Here is an 18,124-nt window from a genome sequence, read left to right on the forward strand (position 1 = left end):
CGTGATGGGCAGCATCGATCTCACCATCTTCTGGGCGGCGGTCATCGGCTTTGCTGTGATGGCCTATGTCGTCATGGACGGTTTCGACCTCGGTATCGGCATCCTGTTCCCCACCTTTGCGGTGGGCGAGGAGCGCGACCAGGCGATGAACTCGATCGCGCCGGTGTGGGACGGCAACGAGACCTGGCTGGTGATGGGCGGCGGCGGCCTGCTTGCGGCCTTCCCGCTTGCCTATGCCATCATCCTTCCGGCGACCTATCCGCTGATCATCGCCATGCTGCTCGGGCTCGTCTTTCGCGGCGTCGCCTTCGAGTTTCGCTGGCGCGATCCGCGCCACCGTCCGTTATGGGACGCGGCTTTCAGTCTTGGCTCGTTCGTCGCGGCGTCGGCACAGGGCGTGACGCTCGGTGCGATCCTGCAAGGCGTCCACGTCGAGAACAATGCCTATGCCGGCGGATGGCTCGATTGGCTGAGCCCCTTCAGCCTGTTGACGGGGCTGGCCGTGGTGACCGGCTATGCCTTGCTGGGAGCCTGCTGGCTGATCTGGAAGACGGAAGGGACGAGCCAGCGCCATGCCCGCCGCCTGGCGTTCTGGCTGGGCTTGGCCACGCTCCTCGCGCTCGGCGCTGTCAGCGCTGCAACGCCGTTCCTACATTATGATTATTGGCGACGCTGGTTTGCCATGCCCGGCGTGCTGCTCACGGCCCAGGTGCCCCTGCTCGTGGCGATCTGCACCGCGACCTTCTTCTGGAGCCTGCGGCGCGAGCGGGAGCAGTTGCCCTTTCTGATGGCCCTGGCACTGTTCCTGCTCGGCTTCATCGGGCTCGGGATCAGCATCTATCCCTATGTGGTGCCGCGCGCCGTGACGATCTGGGAGGCGGCGGCACCGCCCGAGAGCCAGGCCTTCATGCTGGTCGGGGCCCTCGTCATCATCCCCCTCATCCTCGTCTATACCGGCTGGGCCTATTGGGTATTTCGCGGCAAGGCCGGCATCCATGGCTATCATTGATGGCGTCGAGAACACCCTTCTGGAAACGGCTCGCCTGGATGGTCGTGATCTGGGCCGCCAGCATCGGCGTGCTCGGGATGGTGGCGGCCGCGATCCGGCTATGCCTTCTGCGCTAGTCCGGGATGGATCTTCTCGAGCCGGATCGGCGTTGGACGATCAGGCATGGGCTCGCGCAGCCCACAAGTCTCTGCCTTCGGGGATTACAGCATAGCGGCATTCATCTGAAAGCATCCGACAGGGAGGCGAAATGACCAGAAGAGCCAAACCCGAGAACGACATTCATGGGGCACCGGAGCCGACAAATGCGCCGGGGCCGACAGCGAAGGCGACGGAGCAGTCCGATCCATCTCCGGCCGGATCAGCCGACGATGCCGCTGCGATCATCGCTAGGCTCGAGGCTGACAATGCCGCGTTGAAGGATCGCTTGTTGCGGGCGCTGGCCGAAACAGAGAATGTGCGCCGCCGTGCCGAGCGTGAGCTGAATGATGCGCGCCAATATGCTGTCGCGAAATTTGCCGGCGACATGCTGGGGGTGGCTGACAATATCGAGCGCGCCATCGCCAACGTGCCGGCGCAAGTCCGCGAAGGCGACGAGGCGGTCAGGACGCTGATCGAAGGGGTAGAGCTCACGGAAAAGGAGCTGCTGCGTTCCCTGGAAAGACATGGCGTCAGGAAGCTCGATCCCCTGGGAGAGCGCTTCGATCCCAATTTCCATGAAGCGCTGTTCGAGGTGCTCGATCCTTCGGTGCCGAGCGGCACCGTCAGCAAGGTCATCGGCGCCGGGTATTCGATCGGAACGCGCTCCTTGCGCCCGGCCAGGGTCGGCGTTTCCAGCGGTGGGCCGAGGCAACCCGCGGAATCCGGGGTCGGAAGGCAGCCCTGACGGCGCGACTGGCAGCGATAGCCGGCCATCGAACCTGTCGGTTTCTGGCTCAGCCGGCTCTGCCTGCGGACACTTTGTCTGCGGTTGCACGGACATGTTGTCCTGATCAACCGGGAACTCTCGCATAAGCCTTTGATATCGCTGTGTATCCAGTCTGGCACGTCTGTTGCTGTCACATCGAGGCCGGCGCTCGGCGGCAGCGCCACAAACAGACGGGACATCATGGCATCGTACTCGACGATATCCGGCCGCCCGCATGGCCATCCGGAACAGCCAAGTCAGGGCTGGTCCTGGGCGAGCCAAAACGCCCAATGCCGTCTCTCGGAAGAGAGGCGAACTGCCCGCTGTCGGGCAGCAAATCCTCCGCCTGAGACATCTCGACCGCGGCAATCACAACAAAAGCGGCAACACATATTCCAGCAATCAAGTAACAGGGAGCATCTTCATGGCTACGATCATCGGAATTGACCTGGGAACGACCAATTCATGCGTTGCAGTCATGGATGGCAAGAATACGCGCATCATCGAGAATGCCGAGGGTGCGAGGACCACACCGTCGATCGTTGCGTTTACAGGTGATGGCGAGCGTCTCGTCGGGCAGCCTGCCAGGCGGCAGGCGGTGACTAACCCGACCAACACGATCTTTGCGGTCAAGCGGTTGATCGGCCGACGCTACGACGACCCCACCGTCGAGAAGGACAAGGCCCTCGTCCCCTACAAGATCGTCAAGGCGGCCAATGGTGATGCCTGGGTGGAAGCCCAGGGCAAGGCCTATTCGCCTTCGCAGATCTCGGCGTTCATCCTGCAGAAGATGAAGGAAACCGCCGAAGCCAATCTCCGTGAGAAGGTCACGCAGGCCGTCATCACGGTTCCCGCCTATTTCAATGATGCGCAGCGGCAGGCGACGAAGGACGCCGGCAAGATTGCGGGCCTCGAGGTTCTGCGCATCATCAACGAGCCGACGGCAGCGGCGCTTGCCTATGGTCTCGACAAGAAGAAGCAGGCCAAGATCGCGGTCTACGATCTGGGCGGCGGCACGTTCGACATCTCCATCCTCGACATCGGCGACGGGGTCTTCGAGGTCAAGTCGACCAATGGCGACACCTTCCTCGGCGGCGAGGACTTCGATATGCGCCTGGTGAATTACCTTGCCGACGAATTCCAGCGCGAGCAGGGCATCGACCTGAGAAAGGACAAGCTGGCCCTGCAGCGATTGAAGGAGGCGGCGGAGAAGGCCAAGATCGAGCTCTCCACCATCACCCAGACTGAAATCAACCTGCCCTACATCACGGCCGATGCCAGCGGTCCCAAGCATTTCCAGATCAAGCTGACGCGGGCGAAATTCGAGTCCCTGGTCGAAGATCTCGTGCAGCGAACCATCGAGCCATGCCTCAATGCGTTGAAGGATGCGGGACTGGCGGCCAAGGACATCGATGAGGTCGTGCTGGTCGGCGGCATGACCCGGATGCCGAAGATCCAGGAGATTGTGCGCAAGATCTTCGACAAGGAGCCGCACAAGGGCGTCAATCCAGACGAGGTGGTTGCGGTCGGGGCGGCAATCCAGGCGGGCGTGCTGCAGGGCGACGTCAAGGACGTCCTGCTGCTCGACGTCACCCCCCTCTCGCTCGGGCTGGAGACGCTGGGCGGTGTGTTCACGCGCCTCATCGAACGCAACACCACCGTTCCAGCCAAGAAGAGCCAGGTGTTCTCGACCGCCGAGGACAATCAGAACGCCGTCACCATCCGTGTCTTTCAGGGTGAGCGTGAGATGGCGGCGGACAACAAATTGCTCGGCCAGTTCGATCTGATGGGTATCGCGCCGGCCCCGCGTGGCGTGCCCCAGATCGATGTGACCTTCGACATCGACGCCAACGGCATCGTCAACGTCTCCGCCAAGGACAAGGGGACCGGCAAGGAGCAGCGCATCCAGATCCAGGCGTCCGGTGGCCTCTCCGAAGCCGACATCGAGCGGATGGTCAAGGATGCCGAAGCCCATGCCGCCGAGGACAAAAAGCGCAGGGAGACGGTGGAAGCGAGGAATACCGCCGAAGCGCTTCTGCATGCGACCGAGAAGGCGGTTGCCGAGCATGGTGGCAAGGTGGCCGAGGCGGATCGCCGGGCGATCGAGAATGCCATGGCCGATCTGCGCGAGGCGGCGAAAGGCGAGGATGCGGCCGCTATCGCCGCAAAGACGGGCACCCTGCAGCAACTCTCGCATAAACTGGCGGAGGCGGCCTCTGCGCAGCCGGGCGCGTCGCCCGATACGGGCTCTCGTGCCGGCGGCGATGATGTGGTCGATGCCGAATTCAGCGAGGTGGATGACAATGATGCGAAGAGATCGAGCTGATCCGGCGGCAGAGCCTGTCACGAAAGGCATTTTGACCGAGACGCGGAGCCTTCCTGACTGACCGCGAAAAATGATCTAGCATCGAGGGCCTGCGCCGGGTTGAGGTCCCGGCGCTTTCAGCATCGACCGGAGGCGCGATGGGGCGCCCCCTTGAAACCTATGAGCCAAACCGCAAAACGCCGTGGAAATGCTATCGGAGTAGGTTGTGAGAAATCCTTACGAGGTTCTAGGTGTTGCCCCGACGGCATCTTCGGCCGAGATCCAGAGCGCCTATCGCAAGCTTGCGAAGAAACTGCATCCGGATCTCAATCCGGGTGACAAGAGCGCCGAGGAGAAGTTCAAGGAAGTCGCTGGCGCCTATGACCTGCTCAGCGACGCCGACAAGCGCAAGCGCTTCGACAATGGCGAGATCGACGCGAGCGGTGCGGAACGCCCGCCGCAGCATTTCTACCGTGAATATACAGAAGCCGATCACGACCATCCCTACGCCGATACTTCCGGTTTCGCCGACTTCATGGACGGGGAAGATGCGTTTGCCGAGCTGCTGAGGCGCGGCCAGCGGGCGCGCGCGAACCGGCGCGGACAGGATCTGCACTATCGGCTGCCGATCGAGTTCGTCGAGTCGGTCATGGGGGCGAACAAGCGCCTGACCCTGCCGGATGGCGGCACGCTCGACGTGAAGATTCCCCCCGGCCTGGTGGATGGACAGACCCTGCGCCTGAAAGGCAAGGGAGCGCCGGGCGCCGGTACGGGCGGTCCCGGCGACGCCTTGATCGAAGTGGAGGTCCTGCCGGATCGGCGCTTCACGCGCGAGGGCGACGACATCACGCTGGAATTGCCGGTTTCGCTGTCGGAGGCCGTGCTCGGAGGACGCGTGCGTGTTCCAACCCCTACCGGCGACGTGACGATGTCCGTGCCGAAAGGGTCGAACACTGGCACGACCCTGCGTCTCAAGGGAAAGGGGGCGCCCCGCCGGGGCGGAGGGCAGGGCGACCAGTTCGTCAAGCTGAAGATCGTCCTGCCGAAAGCGCCCGATCCGGAACTCGAAGCCTTTGTTTCGAACTGGGCCAAGGGCAAGGACTTCAATCCCCGTGAGGATAGAGCATCATGAGCATGAACAAGCAGGAATTTCTGGCGAGTTCCGGCATCCAGGTGCAGACGCTGGAAGTGTGGCTCGAGCAGCGCTGGCTTATTCCTCGACCGACCCCGACTGGCGTGCAATTCACCGAAATCGACATTGCCCGCGCACGCCTGATCCACGAGCTGAAGAACGATATCGGAGCCAATGACGAGGGTATCGACGTCATCCTGCATCTGATGGATCAGCTTCATGGGCTGCGTCAGGCTCTGGCGCAACTGCGCGGGGATATACAGGAGCGTTCGTAGCTAGAGGGGGAGAGTGGAATGAGTGAAAGTCCAATCGCGTCCGAGCAGGGGATCGATGTCCTCATCCTGCAGGCCCTGGTGCGCAAGCTCGTGGCCAAAAGCATCCTTTCGCCGGACGATGTGCGTGCCTTGCTGTTCGAGGCAGCAACCCGCCTCGACATCGACGGCAGCCAGCAGACGCCTCAGGCGGCCCGGGAGATGGTGGAAGAGAGTTTGGCACCGGCGTTTCTGGGCGGCTGACGGTTCTCCGCGTCTGGCCAGGGTGAGGTTGGGAAGGAGTGTTGATGTCTGAGGATCCAGCTCGCGATGCTGCCGGCCCTGCCGCAGATCCACAGTTCGGGCCGTGGCTCGCCCAGGCCTCGATCCTGGTCGTCGACGACGAGCCGGGCATGCGCAATTTCCTGGTCAAGATCCTGGGGCCGCGCTGCAAGCTGATCGCCGAGGCTGCGGATACCAAACAGGCGTCCCAGAAACTCGACCAGCAGCATTTCGACGTGGTCATTCTCGACAATATCATGCCGGGACAGAACGGCCTGGATTGGCTTGCCGAACAGCGTGCCGTCGGGTTCTTTGCCGATGTCATCCTGATGACGGCCTATGCCGATCTGGACACCGCGATCGGTGCCTTGCGGGCCGGCGCCGTCGACTTCGTGCTCAAGCCATTCCGCTCCAACCAGCTTCTCAATGCGGTCGCCCGCTGTCTCGACCGGATCAGGCTGCAGCGCGAGAACGACGTTCTGCATCATGAACTGAAATCGCCGGGCCACCAGATCTTCCTGCGGAACAAGTTGCTCGGCGACTCCAGGGCGATCCAGAATGTGCGCCAGACCATTGCACGCGTTGCGCCCTTGCCGACTTCGGTCCTGCTGACCGGCAAGTCGGGGACCGGAAAGGAAGTCGCGGCGCGCTCGCTTCATTTGCTTTCCGGTCGCTCCGACAAGCTTTTCGTGCCGATCAATTGCGCTGCCATCCCGGCGGACATGATCGAAAGCGAACTGTTCGGCCATTTGAAAGGGGCCTTCACCGGGGCGGGCAGGGCTCGGGAAGGGCTTTTCATGCATGCGCAGGGTGGTACCGTGTTCCTCGATGAAATCGGGGACCTGCCCTTTTCGCTGCAGACCAAGCTGCTGCGCGTCCTGGAAGATCGACGTGTCAGACCGGTCGGCTCGGAGCGCGAAGTTCCCTTCGACGCCCGCTTCATCTTTGCCACCAATGCCGATCTTCCCAAGCGCGTCGAGGCCGGCAGCTTTCGCGCCGATCTCTATTTCCGCATCAATGTCATGCAGATCCATCTACCGCTGCTGAAGGATCGCGGCGACGACGTGCAGGAACTCGCGGCTCTGTTCATGCGCGAATTCGCCCAGCAGCTCGGCATGCCTCCCGTCACCATCGACGACAGGGTGCGCGCTGCGCTCGCACGCTATGATTGGCCGGGAAATATCCGGGAGTTGCGTAACCTGATCGAGCGGACCGTGATCCTCGGCGGTTTTCCGGAAGATATCGAACGCATTGCCAGTGACGGCGATGACGACAGGGGCGGCCAGAGCCTGGCCGAGGTGGAACGGCGCCACATCCTGTCGGTGCTGCGCGAGGTCAAGGGCGATCGCGAGGAGGCTGCCCGCCGCCTCGGCATCTCGCGCAAGACCATCGATCGCAAATGCGTCAGCTGGAATGTCTAGGGACCAAGCCTCGAAGGCCGGACGAAGAAGAAGATCGGTGCGCTATCGCTTGCTGGCGATTGCGCTCGTACCCATGCTCGTGATCTTGCCATTGCTGTTGGGTATCAGCCTCTACCGTTGGAATGCCCGGTTCGATGCCCTGGCAATCTCCAAGGTCAATGACGACTTGACGATTGCCCATCAATATCTGGCCCGCATTCTCGAGAACACGGATTCTCGACTGGCCTCGGTGAGTGAATCGGCACGTTTCCACGACCTCCTTCAGAAAAACGACTATCCAAGTTCGGCGTTTACCTTGCTCCTCAAGGAGACTGCACAGGCACGCCAGTTTGATTTCCTCTACATCGTCGGCGAAGACGGCAGGATCCTCACGAGTGCCTATGCCACGGCGTCTTCCTCCGTGCGCTCGAGCTGGCCGATCGTCCGGTCGGCTCTCGAAGGGCATTCGAAGACGGCTATCGATGTTTTCGAGGCCGAAGAGCTTGGTGCCTTCTCTCCCGATCTCGCCGCACGCGCGCGCATCGAGATCGTACCCACCATTGGCAGTACTGCCGCTACGCTCTCCCAGGAAACTCGCGGCCTGGTGCTCCAGTCGGCCACCGCTTTGACATTGCCGGATGGTCGGCGGGCGGCCCTGGTCGGCGGCACGCTCCTCAACCAGAACCTAGCCTTCGTCGATACGATCAACGACCTGATCTACCATGAGGCTGGCTTGCCCGAGGGAAGCCAGGGTACGGCTACCTTGTTCCTGGGGGACGTGCGTATCAGCACCAATGTGGGGTTGTTCGAAGGGCGGCGGGCGATCGGAACCCGCGTTTCGGAAGTCGTTCGCAACGCCGTGCTCGGTCAGGGGCGGACATGGCGGGGTAGCGCCTTCGTCGTCAGCGACTGGTTCATCTCCGCCTATGAGCCCATCATCGACAGCTATGGCCGCCGGGTCGGCATGCTCTATGTGGGTTTTCTGCAAAAACCGTTCACACAGGCCAAATATGAGACCTTGCTGACGATTGCCGGGGCGTTCCTGGTGGCGGTGGCGGCTACGGTTCCCCTGTTCCTGATCTGGGCAACCAACATTTTCAGGCCCTTGGAGCGGATGACGGGCGCGATTAGCCGCGTCGAAGGCGGTGACCTGTCCGCGCGAACCGGTCATGTGAAGACGAAGGACGAGATCGGCCAGGTGGCTTTTCACCTCGACCATCTCCTCGACTTGCTCCAACAACGCGATGCGCAATTGCGCCGCTGGAACGACGAGCTCAATCGCCGTGTCGAGGAGCGGGCCCACCAACTGCACCAGGCCACCCTGCAGCTGGAAAACACGACCAGGCAGCTCGTCATGTCGGAGAAGCTTGCCGCGATCGGGGAGATCAGTGCCGGCATTGCCCATGAAATCAACAATCCGATCGCCGTGATGCAGGGCAATCTCGAGGTGATCCGCGAGTTGATGGGCTCCGACGCCGAAAAGGCCAAGGTCGAGTTCCGTCTTATCGACCAGCAGATGGCGCGTATCGGCGAAATCATCACCAAATTGTTGCAGTTTGCCAAACCCCAGGAATATGCCGGCTACACCGAGCATTATGCCGTCGCCACCATCGTCTCCGATACGCTGCCGCTTGTTCAGCATCTCATCAGGAAGACGACGATTACCCTGGAGCGGGAGGATCGCGCATCCCGCCTCATCGCGATGAACCGCACCGAGTTGCAGCAGGTCCTGGTCAACCTACTGGTGAATGCCATCCATGCCATGCCGCATGGGGGGCGACTTTCCCTGCGAAACCACGACAGCGACATGGATGGTTGGGCAGGGGTAGCCATCAAGGTTGCGGATACCGGTGCCGGCATTTCGGCCGACGTGATCGAAAAGATCTTCGACCCGTTCTTCACCACCAAGACGCGCGATGGCACCGGACTTGGCCTCTCGATCAGCCAGATGCTGGTGACACGACAGGGCGGCAGGATTTCCGTGTCGAGCGAACCGGGTAAGGGCACGTCATTCCTCGTCTGGCTGCCCGAAGCAAGCTGACGCCGCCGCAGTGATGCGGACATTTTGTCCGCCAGGGCTTCGACATAGTGTCCGCCGCCGTTGGATGCGAAGTTCTATCTGATTGATTTCGCTTTCCTTTCAAATTGGCACGCCAGTTGCTCCTGGAACTGGGCAGCCGTGCCGGACATTCGCGCCGGCGGGTGTGCGGCGGCAGTGAGGAAGAGCAGAGCTATGAGGAGGACGCCGTGCCACGGCATATGGGATCTGCATGCGACCTTCATGCTCGTGGCCCGTCGAGGAGAGGCGCGTGCATTTCGACCGCTTTCGTTTTGACCGGATATCGTTGCCGTGAGGGATGGCTCGATGAACGTTGATAAATACACCGATCGCGCCAGCGGCTTCATCCAGTCGGCGCAGTTCCTCGCCTCGCGCGAGGGAAATCCGCAGCTGACGCCACTCCACCTCCTGAAAGTCCTGCTCGACGACAAGGAAGGCCTCGTTTCGGGACTGATCGACCGATCGGGCGGCAATTCGCGTGCGATTCTGCAGGCGACCGAAGAGGCTTTGGCAAAATTGCCGAAGGTTTCCGGTACGGGCGCTGGACAGATCCATCTGGCCCCCGAGACGGCGCGCCTTCTGGCTGCCGCGCAGAGCACCGCGGAAAAGGCCGGCGACAGTTTCGTGACGGTTGAACGCTTGTTGCAGGCGCTTGTCGCGGACAAGAGCGGTGAGGTCGGCAAACTGCTCGCCGAGGGTGGTGTCGACCCCCGTAACCTCGGTGCGGCCATCGATGCACTGCGCAAGGGCCGGCCTGCCGACACTGCCTCGGCCGAGAATGCCTATGATGCCTTGAAGAAATATGCCCGCGACCTGACCAGGGCGGCGCGGGATGGCAAGCTCGACCCGGTCATCGGCCGCGACGAGGAAATCCGTCGTACCATCCAGGTATTGTCGCGGCGCACCAAGAACAACCCGGTGCTGATCGGCGAGCCGGGGGTCGGCAAGACGGCGATCGTCGAAGGCCTGGCGCTGCGTATCATCAACGGCGACGTGCCCGAGAGCCTGCAGGACAAGAAGCTGCTCGCGCTCGATCTCGGCGCCCTGATTGCAGGCGCGAAATATCGCGGGGAGTTCGAGGAGCGGCTCAAGGCCGTGCTGCAGGAGGTGACGAGCGCCGAGGGCGGCATCATCTTGTTCATCGACGAGATGCATACCTTGATCGGGGCCGGCAAGACCGATGGCGCCATGGATGCTTCCAATCTGCTCAAGCCGGCCCTGGCGCGCGGCGAGCTGCATTGCGTCGGCGCGACCACACTCGATGAATATCGCAAGCATGTGGAGAAGGACGCCGCGCTGGCACGGCGCTTCCAGCCGGTCTTCGTTCCTGAGCCAACGGTCGAGGACACGATTTCGATTTTGCGGGGCCTGAAGGAAAAATACGAACTTCATCATGGCGTAAGGATCGCCGACTCGGCTTTGGTCGCGGCAGCCACGCTGTCGAACCGGTACATCACCGATCGCTTCCTGCCGGACAAGGCGATCGACCTCATCGACGAGGCCTCGGCTCGCCTGAAGATGCAGGTGGATTCCAAGCCGGAGGAGTTGGACTCGCTCGATCGCGAGATCGTTCGCCTCAAGATCGAACAGGAAGCGCTCAAGAAGGAGAAGGACGCCGGCTCCAGGAGCAGGCTGCAGACGCTCGACAAGGACCTGGTCGAGCTCGAAAAGAAGTCGGCCGACCTGACTTCGCAATGGCAGGCCGAAAAGAGCAAGCTTTCCGACGCCCAGAAGATGAAGAGCGAGCTGGAACGATTGCGCACGGAACTCGCCAATGCCCAACGCAAGGGCGAGTTTCAGCGGGCCGGCGAACTCACCTATGGCAGAATTCCGGAGTTGGAGAAAAAGCTGGCTGTCGTCGAAGCCAGCGAGAATTCGTCGATCAGCGAAACCGTGACTGCGGACAACATCGCGCAGGTGGTTTCGCGCTGGACGGGCGTACCCGTCGACAAGATGCTGGAAGGCGAGAAGGACAAGCTGCTCCATATGGAGGACATGCTCGCCAAGCGTGTCGTCGGGCAGGCGCAGGCCGTACGTGCCGTCTCGACGGCCGTGCGGCGCGCGAGGGCGGGCCTGCAGGATCCCAACCGGCCGATCGGGAGCTTCATGTTCCTGGGGCCGACCGGTGTCGGCAAGACCGAACTCGCCAAGGCACTCGCGGAGTTCTTGTTCGATGACGAAACAGCGATGATCCGTATCGACATGTCCGAATTCATGGAGAAGCATTCGGTGAGCAGGCTCATCGGCGCGCCTCCGGGCTATGTCGGCTATGACGAAGGCGGTGCGTTGACCGAAGCCGTGCGGCGGCGGCCCTACCAGGTCGTGCTGTTCGACGAGATCGAGAAGGCCCATCCCGACGTCTTCAACGTGCTGCTGCAGGTGCTGGATGACGGGCGCCTGACGGACGGGCAGGGCCGCACGGTCGACTTCCGCAACACCCTGATCATCATGACCTCCAACATCGGCGCGGAATATCTGGTGAACCAGGCCGAAGGCGAGAAGACGAGTGCTGTGCGCGAACAGGTGATGGCGATGGTGCGCAGCCACTTCCGTCCCGAGTTTCTCAACCGGGTCGATGCCGTCATCCTGTTCCACCGCCTGCAGAAGAGCGAAATGGGACGGATCGTCGAGATCCAGTTTGCCCGCCTGCGCAGGCTCCTGGACGATCGCAAGATCGAGCTTTCGCTCGATGCCAAGGGGCGGAACTGGCTGGCCGACAAGGGGTGGGACCCCGCCTATGGCGCCCGTCCGCTCAAGCGCGCAATCCAGCGCTACGTCCAGGATCCACTTGCCGAGATGATCCTGGCGGGCGAGATCGGCGACGATATGAAGGTGAAGATCTCCGCAGGCAAGAAGAGCCTCATCTTCAATGGCAAGGCTCCGGAAATCATGGATGAGGACGAATTCGAGGCAGCCTAAAGCAGCGCAATGTCATCCGATCGATAGCTGTATGGCGCATGGGATCAACAAGGGAGAAGTGTGATGAAGGACCAGATCAAGGCACATATGGACGTAATCGGAGCCGATGGCGTGCATGTCGGGACGGTCGATCGCGTTGTGGGCGATCGTATCGAGCTCAAATTGAGCGACAGCTTCGGGGCGCATCGAGGCCACCACCACTATATCGAGATCGGTTTCGTGGCTGGGGTTGAAGGTGAGAAAGTCAGGTTGTCCGCCAATGCCGACATTGCCGTGACCCTCGAAGAAGAAAAATCCGGGCGTCCGGTCGATTTGGGCTGAGGCCGGCAACCGGATGGATAGCCGTATGGAGTCGAGTTTGCCCTCTACCGTTTCGCAGCCGGTCGTTGCGCCCCTCTCGCGTTCAGCCATTTTCCTGGTGGTAACCGTCAAGCCCGGCGGGGAGTCGGAGGCGGCGGTCCGGGCGCTGTGCGCGGATCTGTCGGGGCTTTTGCGGGCGGTGGGGTTCCGGGATCTCGAGGGGCGGCTGTCCTGCGTGATGGGCTTCGGCTCGGATCTATGGGACCGGCTGTTCGGAGCGCCCCGGCCGAAGGATCTGCATCCCTTCCGCGAGATCCGCGGCGTCCATCATGCGGTCTCGACCCCGGGGGACATCCTGTTTCACATCCGCGCCCGGCGCATGGACCTTTGCTTCGAACTGGCGACGCAGATCATGGCGCGGATCGGGCACGCCGTCGCCGGCAGCGACGAGGTTCATGGCTTCAAATATTTCGACGACCGCGACCTGATCGGCTTCGTCGACGGTACCGAGAACCCGGTCGACCAGGCGGCGGTGGATGCCACCCTCATCGGCGAGGAGGACGGCGCCTTCGCCGGTGGAAGCTATGTGATCGTGCAGAAATATCTGCATGATCTGACCGGATGGAACCAGGTGCCCGTCGAGCAGCAGGAGAAGATCATCGGGCGCGCCAAGCTGTCCGACATCGAGCAGGACGATGCGCTCAAGGCGCCGTACGCGCATAACGTCCTGACCTCGATCGAGGAGAATGGCGAGGCCTTGGAGATCCTGCGCGACAACATGCCGTTTGGCGACGTCGGCAAGGGCGAGTTCGGCACCTATTTCATCGGCTATGCCCGCTCGCCCAGCCGGATCGAGCGGATGCTGGAGAACATGTTCATCGGCCGGCCGCCGGGCAATTACGACCGGCTGCTCGATTTCAGCCGGGCGGTGACCGGCTCCTTGTTCTTCGTGCCGTCGGCGACGTTCCTGGACGATGTGGCGGCCGATGCTGCCGCGCCGGCGACGGCCGAACCGGTTCCCGCAGATATCGAGCCTGCGCAAAGCTCTGGTTCGCGGCCGGCTGGCGGTGACGGCTCGCTCGGTATTGGATCGCTCAAGAAGGAAGCAGGCCATGAATAATCTTCATCGGGAGCTGGCACCGATCTCCGACGGCGCCTGGGCGCAGATCGAGGAGGAGGCGACGCGCACCCTCAAGCGCCATCTGGCCGGCCGTCGTGTGGTGGACGTCGAGGGCCCGCAGGGCCTGGCGACATCGGCGGTGGGAACCGGTCATATCCTTCCGCTTGCAGGGCCGGGCGAGGGGGTCCAAGCCGCCCAGCGGGAGGTGAAGGCCTTGGTGGAACTGCGCGTTCCCTTCGAGCTGGCACGCCAGGCCATCGACGATGTGGAGCGGGGTGCGGCGGATTCGGACTGGTCGCCGGTGAAGGAAGCGGCGCGCAAGCTCGCCTTTGCCGAGGATCGCGCGGTCTTCGATGGCTTTGCCGCGGCCGGGATCGAGGGCATCCGTCAGGGCCTTTCCAATCCGGCCCTGACGCTTCCGGCCCAGGTGAAAAGCTATCCGGACATTGTCGCACAGGCAGTGAGCCAGTTGCGGCTGGCGGGGGTGGATGGGCCCTATGCGCTGGTGCTGGGAGCCGATGCCTATACGGCTGCCACCGGCGGCAGCGACGACGGCTATCCGGTCTTCGAGCATGTCGAGCGCCTGGTGGAGGGGGGAATCATCTGGGCCCCGGCGATCGAGGGCGGGTTGGTGCTGACGACGCGAGGCGGTGATTTCGAATTGTCCGTGGGCCAGGACATCTCGATCGGCTATGCCAGCCATTCGGCGACATCGGTCCAGCTCTACTTCCAGGAAAGCCTGACCTTCCGCCTGTTGACGACGGAGGCAGCCGTCGCGCTCCTGCCCGCCAAGAAATAGGACGTTGTCGGCATGAGGCGCGCGCTGCCTGCGGGCGCGACCAGGCGACATATTCGGCGAGCCGGGTTTTTGCGTAAACGACCCGGCTGTCAAAAATGCGCAAAATCATCGCCAGCGCGTATGTAGATCCAATCAATACCTGCATGGTCGGCCCACTTGATCGTGCAGGCGAGCAAGTCGTTCAATAGATGGAAGGCACCGATCGGAACGGACAGTACGCTGTCGCCGGTGGATGTGGCGCTGTTGATCGACCAGACGGGGCCTTCCCTGGTGAGCAAGACCCAGTCTCCCCGCTGCGTGGGGTATTCGTTGTCCTTCAACCATTTGATCTCTGCCATGCCGAGTTCCTCGATGGGGGAGGCCCGATGCCGGCCTGACCGTTGCAGATAGTCTGTTTGGGCACAGACCATTTTGGCCGGATGCGGGAACTGCTCGGCCCGCGCAACCTGCCGATCCTGCGGATTGGAAGGCCGTGATCTTCCACTCCTATAGTGCGGTCGCCACGGCGGCGACCGAGGATGCTGCCAGGCATCAGAACAATGCAATGACGCTTTTGAGCGTGACCCAAAGGCCCCAGAAAATCGGAATGGCGACGGCGGCCCAGGCGAACAGGGCCTTGCCCTCCAAGCCGCCCTTGCCGATCCCGAAAGTCCCGATCGTGCCGTCCTGGGCAGAGGCGGGCGCGTCCTGAAGGGCTGCGACCTCGGCTTCGGACATGAACCACTTGTCGGCCAATGGCCGTATCAATGCGTTGGCGATCAGGCCGAGCGCCAGCATGCCGGCAAGAATATACATCGTGAAATCATAGACTTGTGCGCGCGATACCCCGGCAGCCAACTGGAATTCGCGTATGTAATTGACGATCACCGGTCCGAATATGCCGGCCGTTGCCCAGGCCGTCAGCAGGCGACCATGGATGGCACCGACGAATTGTGTCCCGAAGATGTCGGCGAGATAGGCCGGTACGGCCGCAAATCCTCCGCCATACATGGAAACGATGACGCAGAAGATCGCCACGAACAGGAGCTGGCTGCCCGAATGGGCCGCGGATGGCGCGGCCGCATAAAGCGCGATGCCAAGCAGGAAAAAAACGTAATAGGTGTTCTTTCGGCCGATCTTGTCCGAAAGCGAGGCCCAGAAGAAACGGCCACCGATGTTGAACAGGGATAGCAGCCCGGCAAATCCGGCTGCTATCGCCGCAATCGCGACCTTCTGGTCGGGTGAGAGCTTGTCGAAGCTCAGGTCCGGCAGACCGAGCAGCCGGCCGCCGAAGATCTCCTGCAGCATGGGGGAGGCCATGCCGATCACCCCGATGCCCGCCGATACGTTGAGGCAGAGGACCAGCCAGATCAGCCAGAACTGCCTGGTCTTGTGAGCGTTCCTCAGGTGGACATGCCGGGTCGTGATCATGGAGCGCCCGGCCGCGGACGGCGGGGACCAACCCTCGGGGCGCCATCCCGGCGGCGGAATCCGGTAGCCCAGCGCCCCAGCCATCATGAAGGCAAAATAGATCGTGGCCATGACGACGAAGGTCTGCCAGACACCGATGCTGTCCGTTGTCTTGAAAGTTCCCATCAGGAGATTGGCGAGGGGAGCGCCAATCATGGCGCCACCGCCGAAACCCATGATCGCCATGCCGGTTGCCATGCCGCGCCGGTCCGGGAACCATTTGATGAGGGTCGAGACGGGCGAGATATAGCCAAGGCCCAGGCCGATGCCGCCAATGACGCCCGCACCGAGCCACATGAGCCACAATTGGTGGAGCATGACGCCGACCGCGGCCAGCAGCATGCCGCCACACCAGCACAGGGCGGACACCACCCCGGCCTTGCGAGGGCCGGCTTTTTCCAGCCAACCGCCCCAGATGGCCGCTGAGCAGCCGAGCAGCACGAAGAACAGCGTGTAGATCCAACCCAGATCCGACACGCGCCAGTTGCAACTCGTGGTGAACAAGGCTGCCATGAGGCTCAGGTCGGGACATCGAGCCGACGGGGCGGGACCGAGAGCTTGAGAAAGCGGCAGCCAGAACACGCTGAAGCCGTAGGCCATGCCGATACACAGGTGAATGGCCAGTGCGGCGGGAGGCACCATCCAGCGATTGAAGCCGGGCTTGGCGATGATCCTTTGACGATCGAGAAATCCGGTCCTTCGTGGCGCAGACAATACGTCATCTTGTGTGTCCACATCCGTTGTCATGACAATTCCGCCCTGTCTTCTCAGCATTCCGTCGGCTGCATCCGTCGATGTGATCCGGCCCATCGTTCGGCGGGGCCGATGCTCGGCCCAAGGCCGTTGGCAAGGCGTTAGCAAGACGCATGCCATTCGACATGGTGAGAAATATCAATGGATTACGAGATTGGCAGATGGCGGCAGCGGGCAATATGTCCGAGGCGGCGAACAAAATGTCCGGCCAGGCTGGGTTCGCACGAGGCCGCAAACCATGGCGGCCCGAGCGCGAATACAAAGCCACGAACCAGTGCCAGGCGCCGTCGCGCGATGCGGCGCGTCATGCGCTCATGCGCCGGCGGCGAGCGTCGTCATCTGGATGTGCCGGGACGTTTTGTCCGGCCGGGGCTGACAACTTGTCCGAAATTCAAAGGATCAGCCTGGCGAAAGCCCGGATCTTTCCCTGTTTCGCCTTGGCATGCGGGTTGCTTTCTGATCGGCAAGGCGACAACGCCGCCTTTGTCGACCACTCCGCCTGCACTCGCTGCGCGGTTGAGGCTCGGCAACAGTAGTGGAGTGGCGGCAGGCGCGACCTACATTCCAGCGAGCAGGGGAAGACGATGAAATTGCAACGGCTCCAAAGCAAGGCAAACCTCGACAACTTCATCATCCAGAATGGAGATATCGATCGCTCATATGATCCGCTGAAGTCCCCGCCTGGAGGTTTGGCCTGGACGTTGTGCGTCATAAATATCACCGATGCCGAATATGAATATGCTGCGTTTTCCGAGCAGGGCGGTTCCTACGGCAAGTGGTTCAGGATTCCGGTGACCGGCAAGACCTGCCAAACAGATTACGACGAGTGTCTGCGAACGGGAGGATGGAAGGTCATTTTGAGCCTGCCGAGGGCTACAGCGCCTTTTGACCTTCGGCTGGCGACTGGCCGCGACGAAATCGGCAATGCGACGGGAGCGGAATTTCTCGGGATCGAGCCGGATGGCGCCTACGATGGCGGCGTGGTCGGAATTGACCTCCTATTCTGACGCGGGATCGATGAGCATCCGACCACATAACCATGGGTTGATGCTCAACATCTTGTCATCGATGTCAGAACCGAGTGAGCGAAAATCTTAGTATGCACAAGACCCTTTTGCTTAAGTTATTGCTCGGTGCAGTACGATGATCTGGCTTCGATATGAGCTGTTTGGTCGTTCATCTACATCGTATTCCGTCGCGGGAAAACGCGGTTAGGGGCATCGTGGCGTGCTGCCGCGTAGGACTTGGTTGTGGGCCCCCGCAACCAATTCTGTCATAAATCGATAACCGTCCAGGTCTGATCACCTGGGCGGTTTTTGCGTTTGAGCACAGAAGGTCGAGATGGCGCTTGGGGCCTCCTGCGGCCGCGTCGATTTGTGTGATCTGGTACGAATGCACGACGAACTCTTAGTTAAATCATACTGCTTTGCGCAGCCCTATGC

17 protein-coding genes are annotated in these 18,124 nt (G+C 61.9%); 15 read left to right on the forward strand and 2 right to left on the reverse strand.

Features of this window, described 5'->3' with window-relative positions; all coding sequences use genetic code 11:
* Position 1 precedes the first annotated feature (1 nt).
* The 13 genes from cydB (at position 2) to ACN6KF_RS28610 (ending at position 14,480) form a co-directional block, all read left to right on the forward strand.
* Positions 2–1,009, forward strand: a complete 1,008-nt coding sequence (cydB, locus tag ACN6KF_RS28550; RefSeq protein WP_434960273.1) for a cytochrome d ubiquinol oxidase subunit II — start codon at positions 2–4, stop codon at positions 1,007–1,009.
* Positions 1,009–1,125, forward strand: coding sequence for a DUF2474 family protein (locus ACN6KF_RS28555; protein ID WP_434960274.1), 117 nt, complete (start codon positions 1,009–1,011; stop codon positions 1,123–1,125). The genes cydB and ACN6KF_RS28555 overlap by 1 nt, the downstream gene beginning before the upstream one ends.
* Before the next feature lie 131 nt (positions 1,126–1,256).
* A complete protein-coding gene (grpE, locus tag ACN6KF_RS28560) occupies positions 1,257–1,892 on the forward strand; it encodes a nucleotide exchange factor GrpE (RefSeq protein WP_434960275.1) in 636 nt (211 codons plus the stop codon).
* 445 nt (positions 1,893–2,337) lie between these two features.
* A complete protein-coding gene (dnaK, locus tag ACN6KF_RS28565) occupies positions 2,338–4,239 on the forward strand; it encodes a molecular chaperone DnaK (protein WP_434960276.1) in 1,902 nt (633 codons plus the stop codon).
* Positions 4,240–4,444: 205 nt separating this feature from the next.
* Complete coding sequence (locus tag ACN6KF_RS28570) at positions 4,445–5,350, forward strand: DnaJ C-terminal domain-containing protein (RefSeq protein ID WP_434960277.1); 906 nt, start codon at positions 4,445–4,447, stop codon at positions 5,348–5,350.
* A gap of 2 nt (positions 5,351–5,352) precedes the next feature.
* Positions 5,353–5,625, forward strand: coding sequence for a chaperone modulator CbpM (locus ACN6KF_RS28575; RefSeq protein ID WP_434961331.1), 273 nt, complete (start codon positions 5,353–5,355; stop codon positions 5,623–5,625).
* A gap of 18 nt (positions 5,626–5,643) precedes the next feature.
* Entirely contained in the window at positions 5,644–5,865 is a 222-nt protein-coding gene (locus ACN6KF_RS28580; RefSeq protein WP_434960278.1) for a hypothetical protein, read from the forward strand.
* A gap of 44 nt (positions 5,866–5,909) precedes the next feature.
* Positions 5,910–7,304: a sigma-54-dependent transcriptional regulator gene (locus ACN6KF_RS28585; RefSeq protein ID WP_434960279.1), complete on the forward strand. Its 1,395-nt coding sequence runs from the start codon at positions 5,910–5,912 to the stop codon at positions 7,302–7,304.
* On the forward strand, positions 7,297–9,324 hold the full coding sequence (locus ACN6KF_RS28590; RefSeq protein ID WP_434960280.1) for a sensor histidine kinase: 2,028 nt from the start codon (positions 7,297–7,299) through the stop codon (positions 9,322–9,324). Before ACN6KF_RS28585 ends, ACN6KF_RS28590 begins: the two co-directional genes overlap by 8 nt.
* A 324-nt stretch (positions 9,325–9,648) precedes the next feature.
* Entirely contained in the window at positions 9,649–12,261 is a 2,613-nt protein-coding gene (gene clpB / locus ACN6KF_RS28595) for an ATP-dependent chaperone ClpB (protein WP_434960281.1), read from the forward strand.
* 63 nt (positions 12,262–12,324) lie between these two features.
* Positions 12,325–12,582 (forward strand): DUF2171 domain-containing protein, encoded by a 258-nt coding sequence (locus ACN6KF_RS28600; RefSeq protein WP_434960282.1) that lies wholly within the window; start codon positions 12,325–12,327, stop codon positions 12,580–12,582.
* Positions 12,583–12,607: 25 nt separating this feature from the next.
* Positions 12,608–13,681, forward strand: a complete 1,074-nt coding sequence (locus ACN6KF_RS28605; RefSeq protein WP_434960283.1) for a Dyp-type peroxidase — start codon at positions 12,608–12,610, stop codon at positions 13,679–13,681.
* Positions 13,674–14,480, forward strand: coding sequence for a family 1 encapsulin nanocompartment shell protein (locus ACN6KF_RS28610; RefSeq protein WP_434960284.1), 807 nt, complete (start codon positions 13,674–13,676; stop codon positions 14,478–14,480). Before ACN6KF_RS28605 ends, ACN6KF_RS28610 begins: the two co-directional genes overlap by 8 nt.
* Positions 14,481–14,569: 89 nt before the next feature.
* Here ACN6KF_RS28610 and ACN6KF_RS28615 read toward each other — a convergent pair whose 3' ends face one another.
* Both ACN6KF_RS28615 and ACN6KF_RS28620 read right to left on the reverse strand, forming a co-directional pair.
* Positions 14,570–14,818, reverse strand: coding sequence for a hypothetical protein (locus ACN6KF_RS28615; RefSeq protein ID WP_434960285.1), 249 nt, complete (start codon positions 14,816–14,818; stop codon positions 14,570–14,572).
* 193 nt (positions 14,819–15,011) lie between these two features.
* Positions 15,012–16,676: an OFA family MFS transporter gene (locus ACN6KF_RS28620; protein WP_434960286.1), complete on the reverse strand. Its 1,665-nt coding sequence runs from the start codon at positions 16,674–16,676 to the stop codon at positions 15,012–15,014.
* A gap of 119 nt (positions 16,677–16,795) precedes the next feature.
* Here ACN6KF_RS28620 and ACN6KF_RS28625 point away from each other — a divergent pair, with 119 nt between their 5' ends.
* Both ACN6KF_RS28625 and ACN6KF_RS28630 read left to right on the forward strand, forming a co-directional pair.
* On the forward strand, positions 16,796–17,218 hold the full coding sequence (locus tag ACN6KF_RS28625) for a hypothetical protein (RefSeq protein WP_434960287.1): 423 nt from the start codon (positions 16,796–16,798) through the stop codon (positions 17,216–17,218).
* 48 nt (positions 17,219–17,266) lie between these two features.
* Positions 17,267–17,689, forward strand: a complete 423-nt coding sequence (locus ACN6KF_RS28630; protein WP_434960288.1) for a hypothetical protein — start codon at positions 17,267–17,269, stop codon at positions 17,687–17,689.
* The last annotated feature ends 435 nt before the right edge of the window (positions 17,690–18,124 follow it).

The organism is Labrys methylaminiphilus subsp. lupini, assembly GCF_051161885.1.
Taxonomy (GTDB): domain Bacteria; phylum Pseudomonadota; class Alphaproteobacteria; order Rhizobiales; family Labraceae; genus Labrys.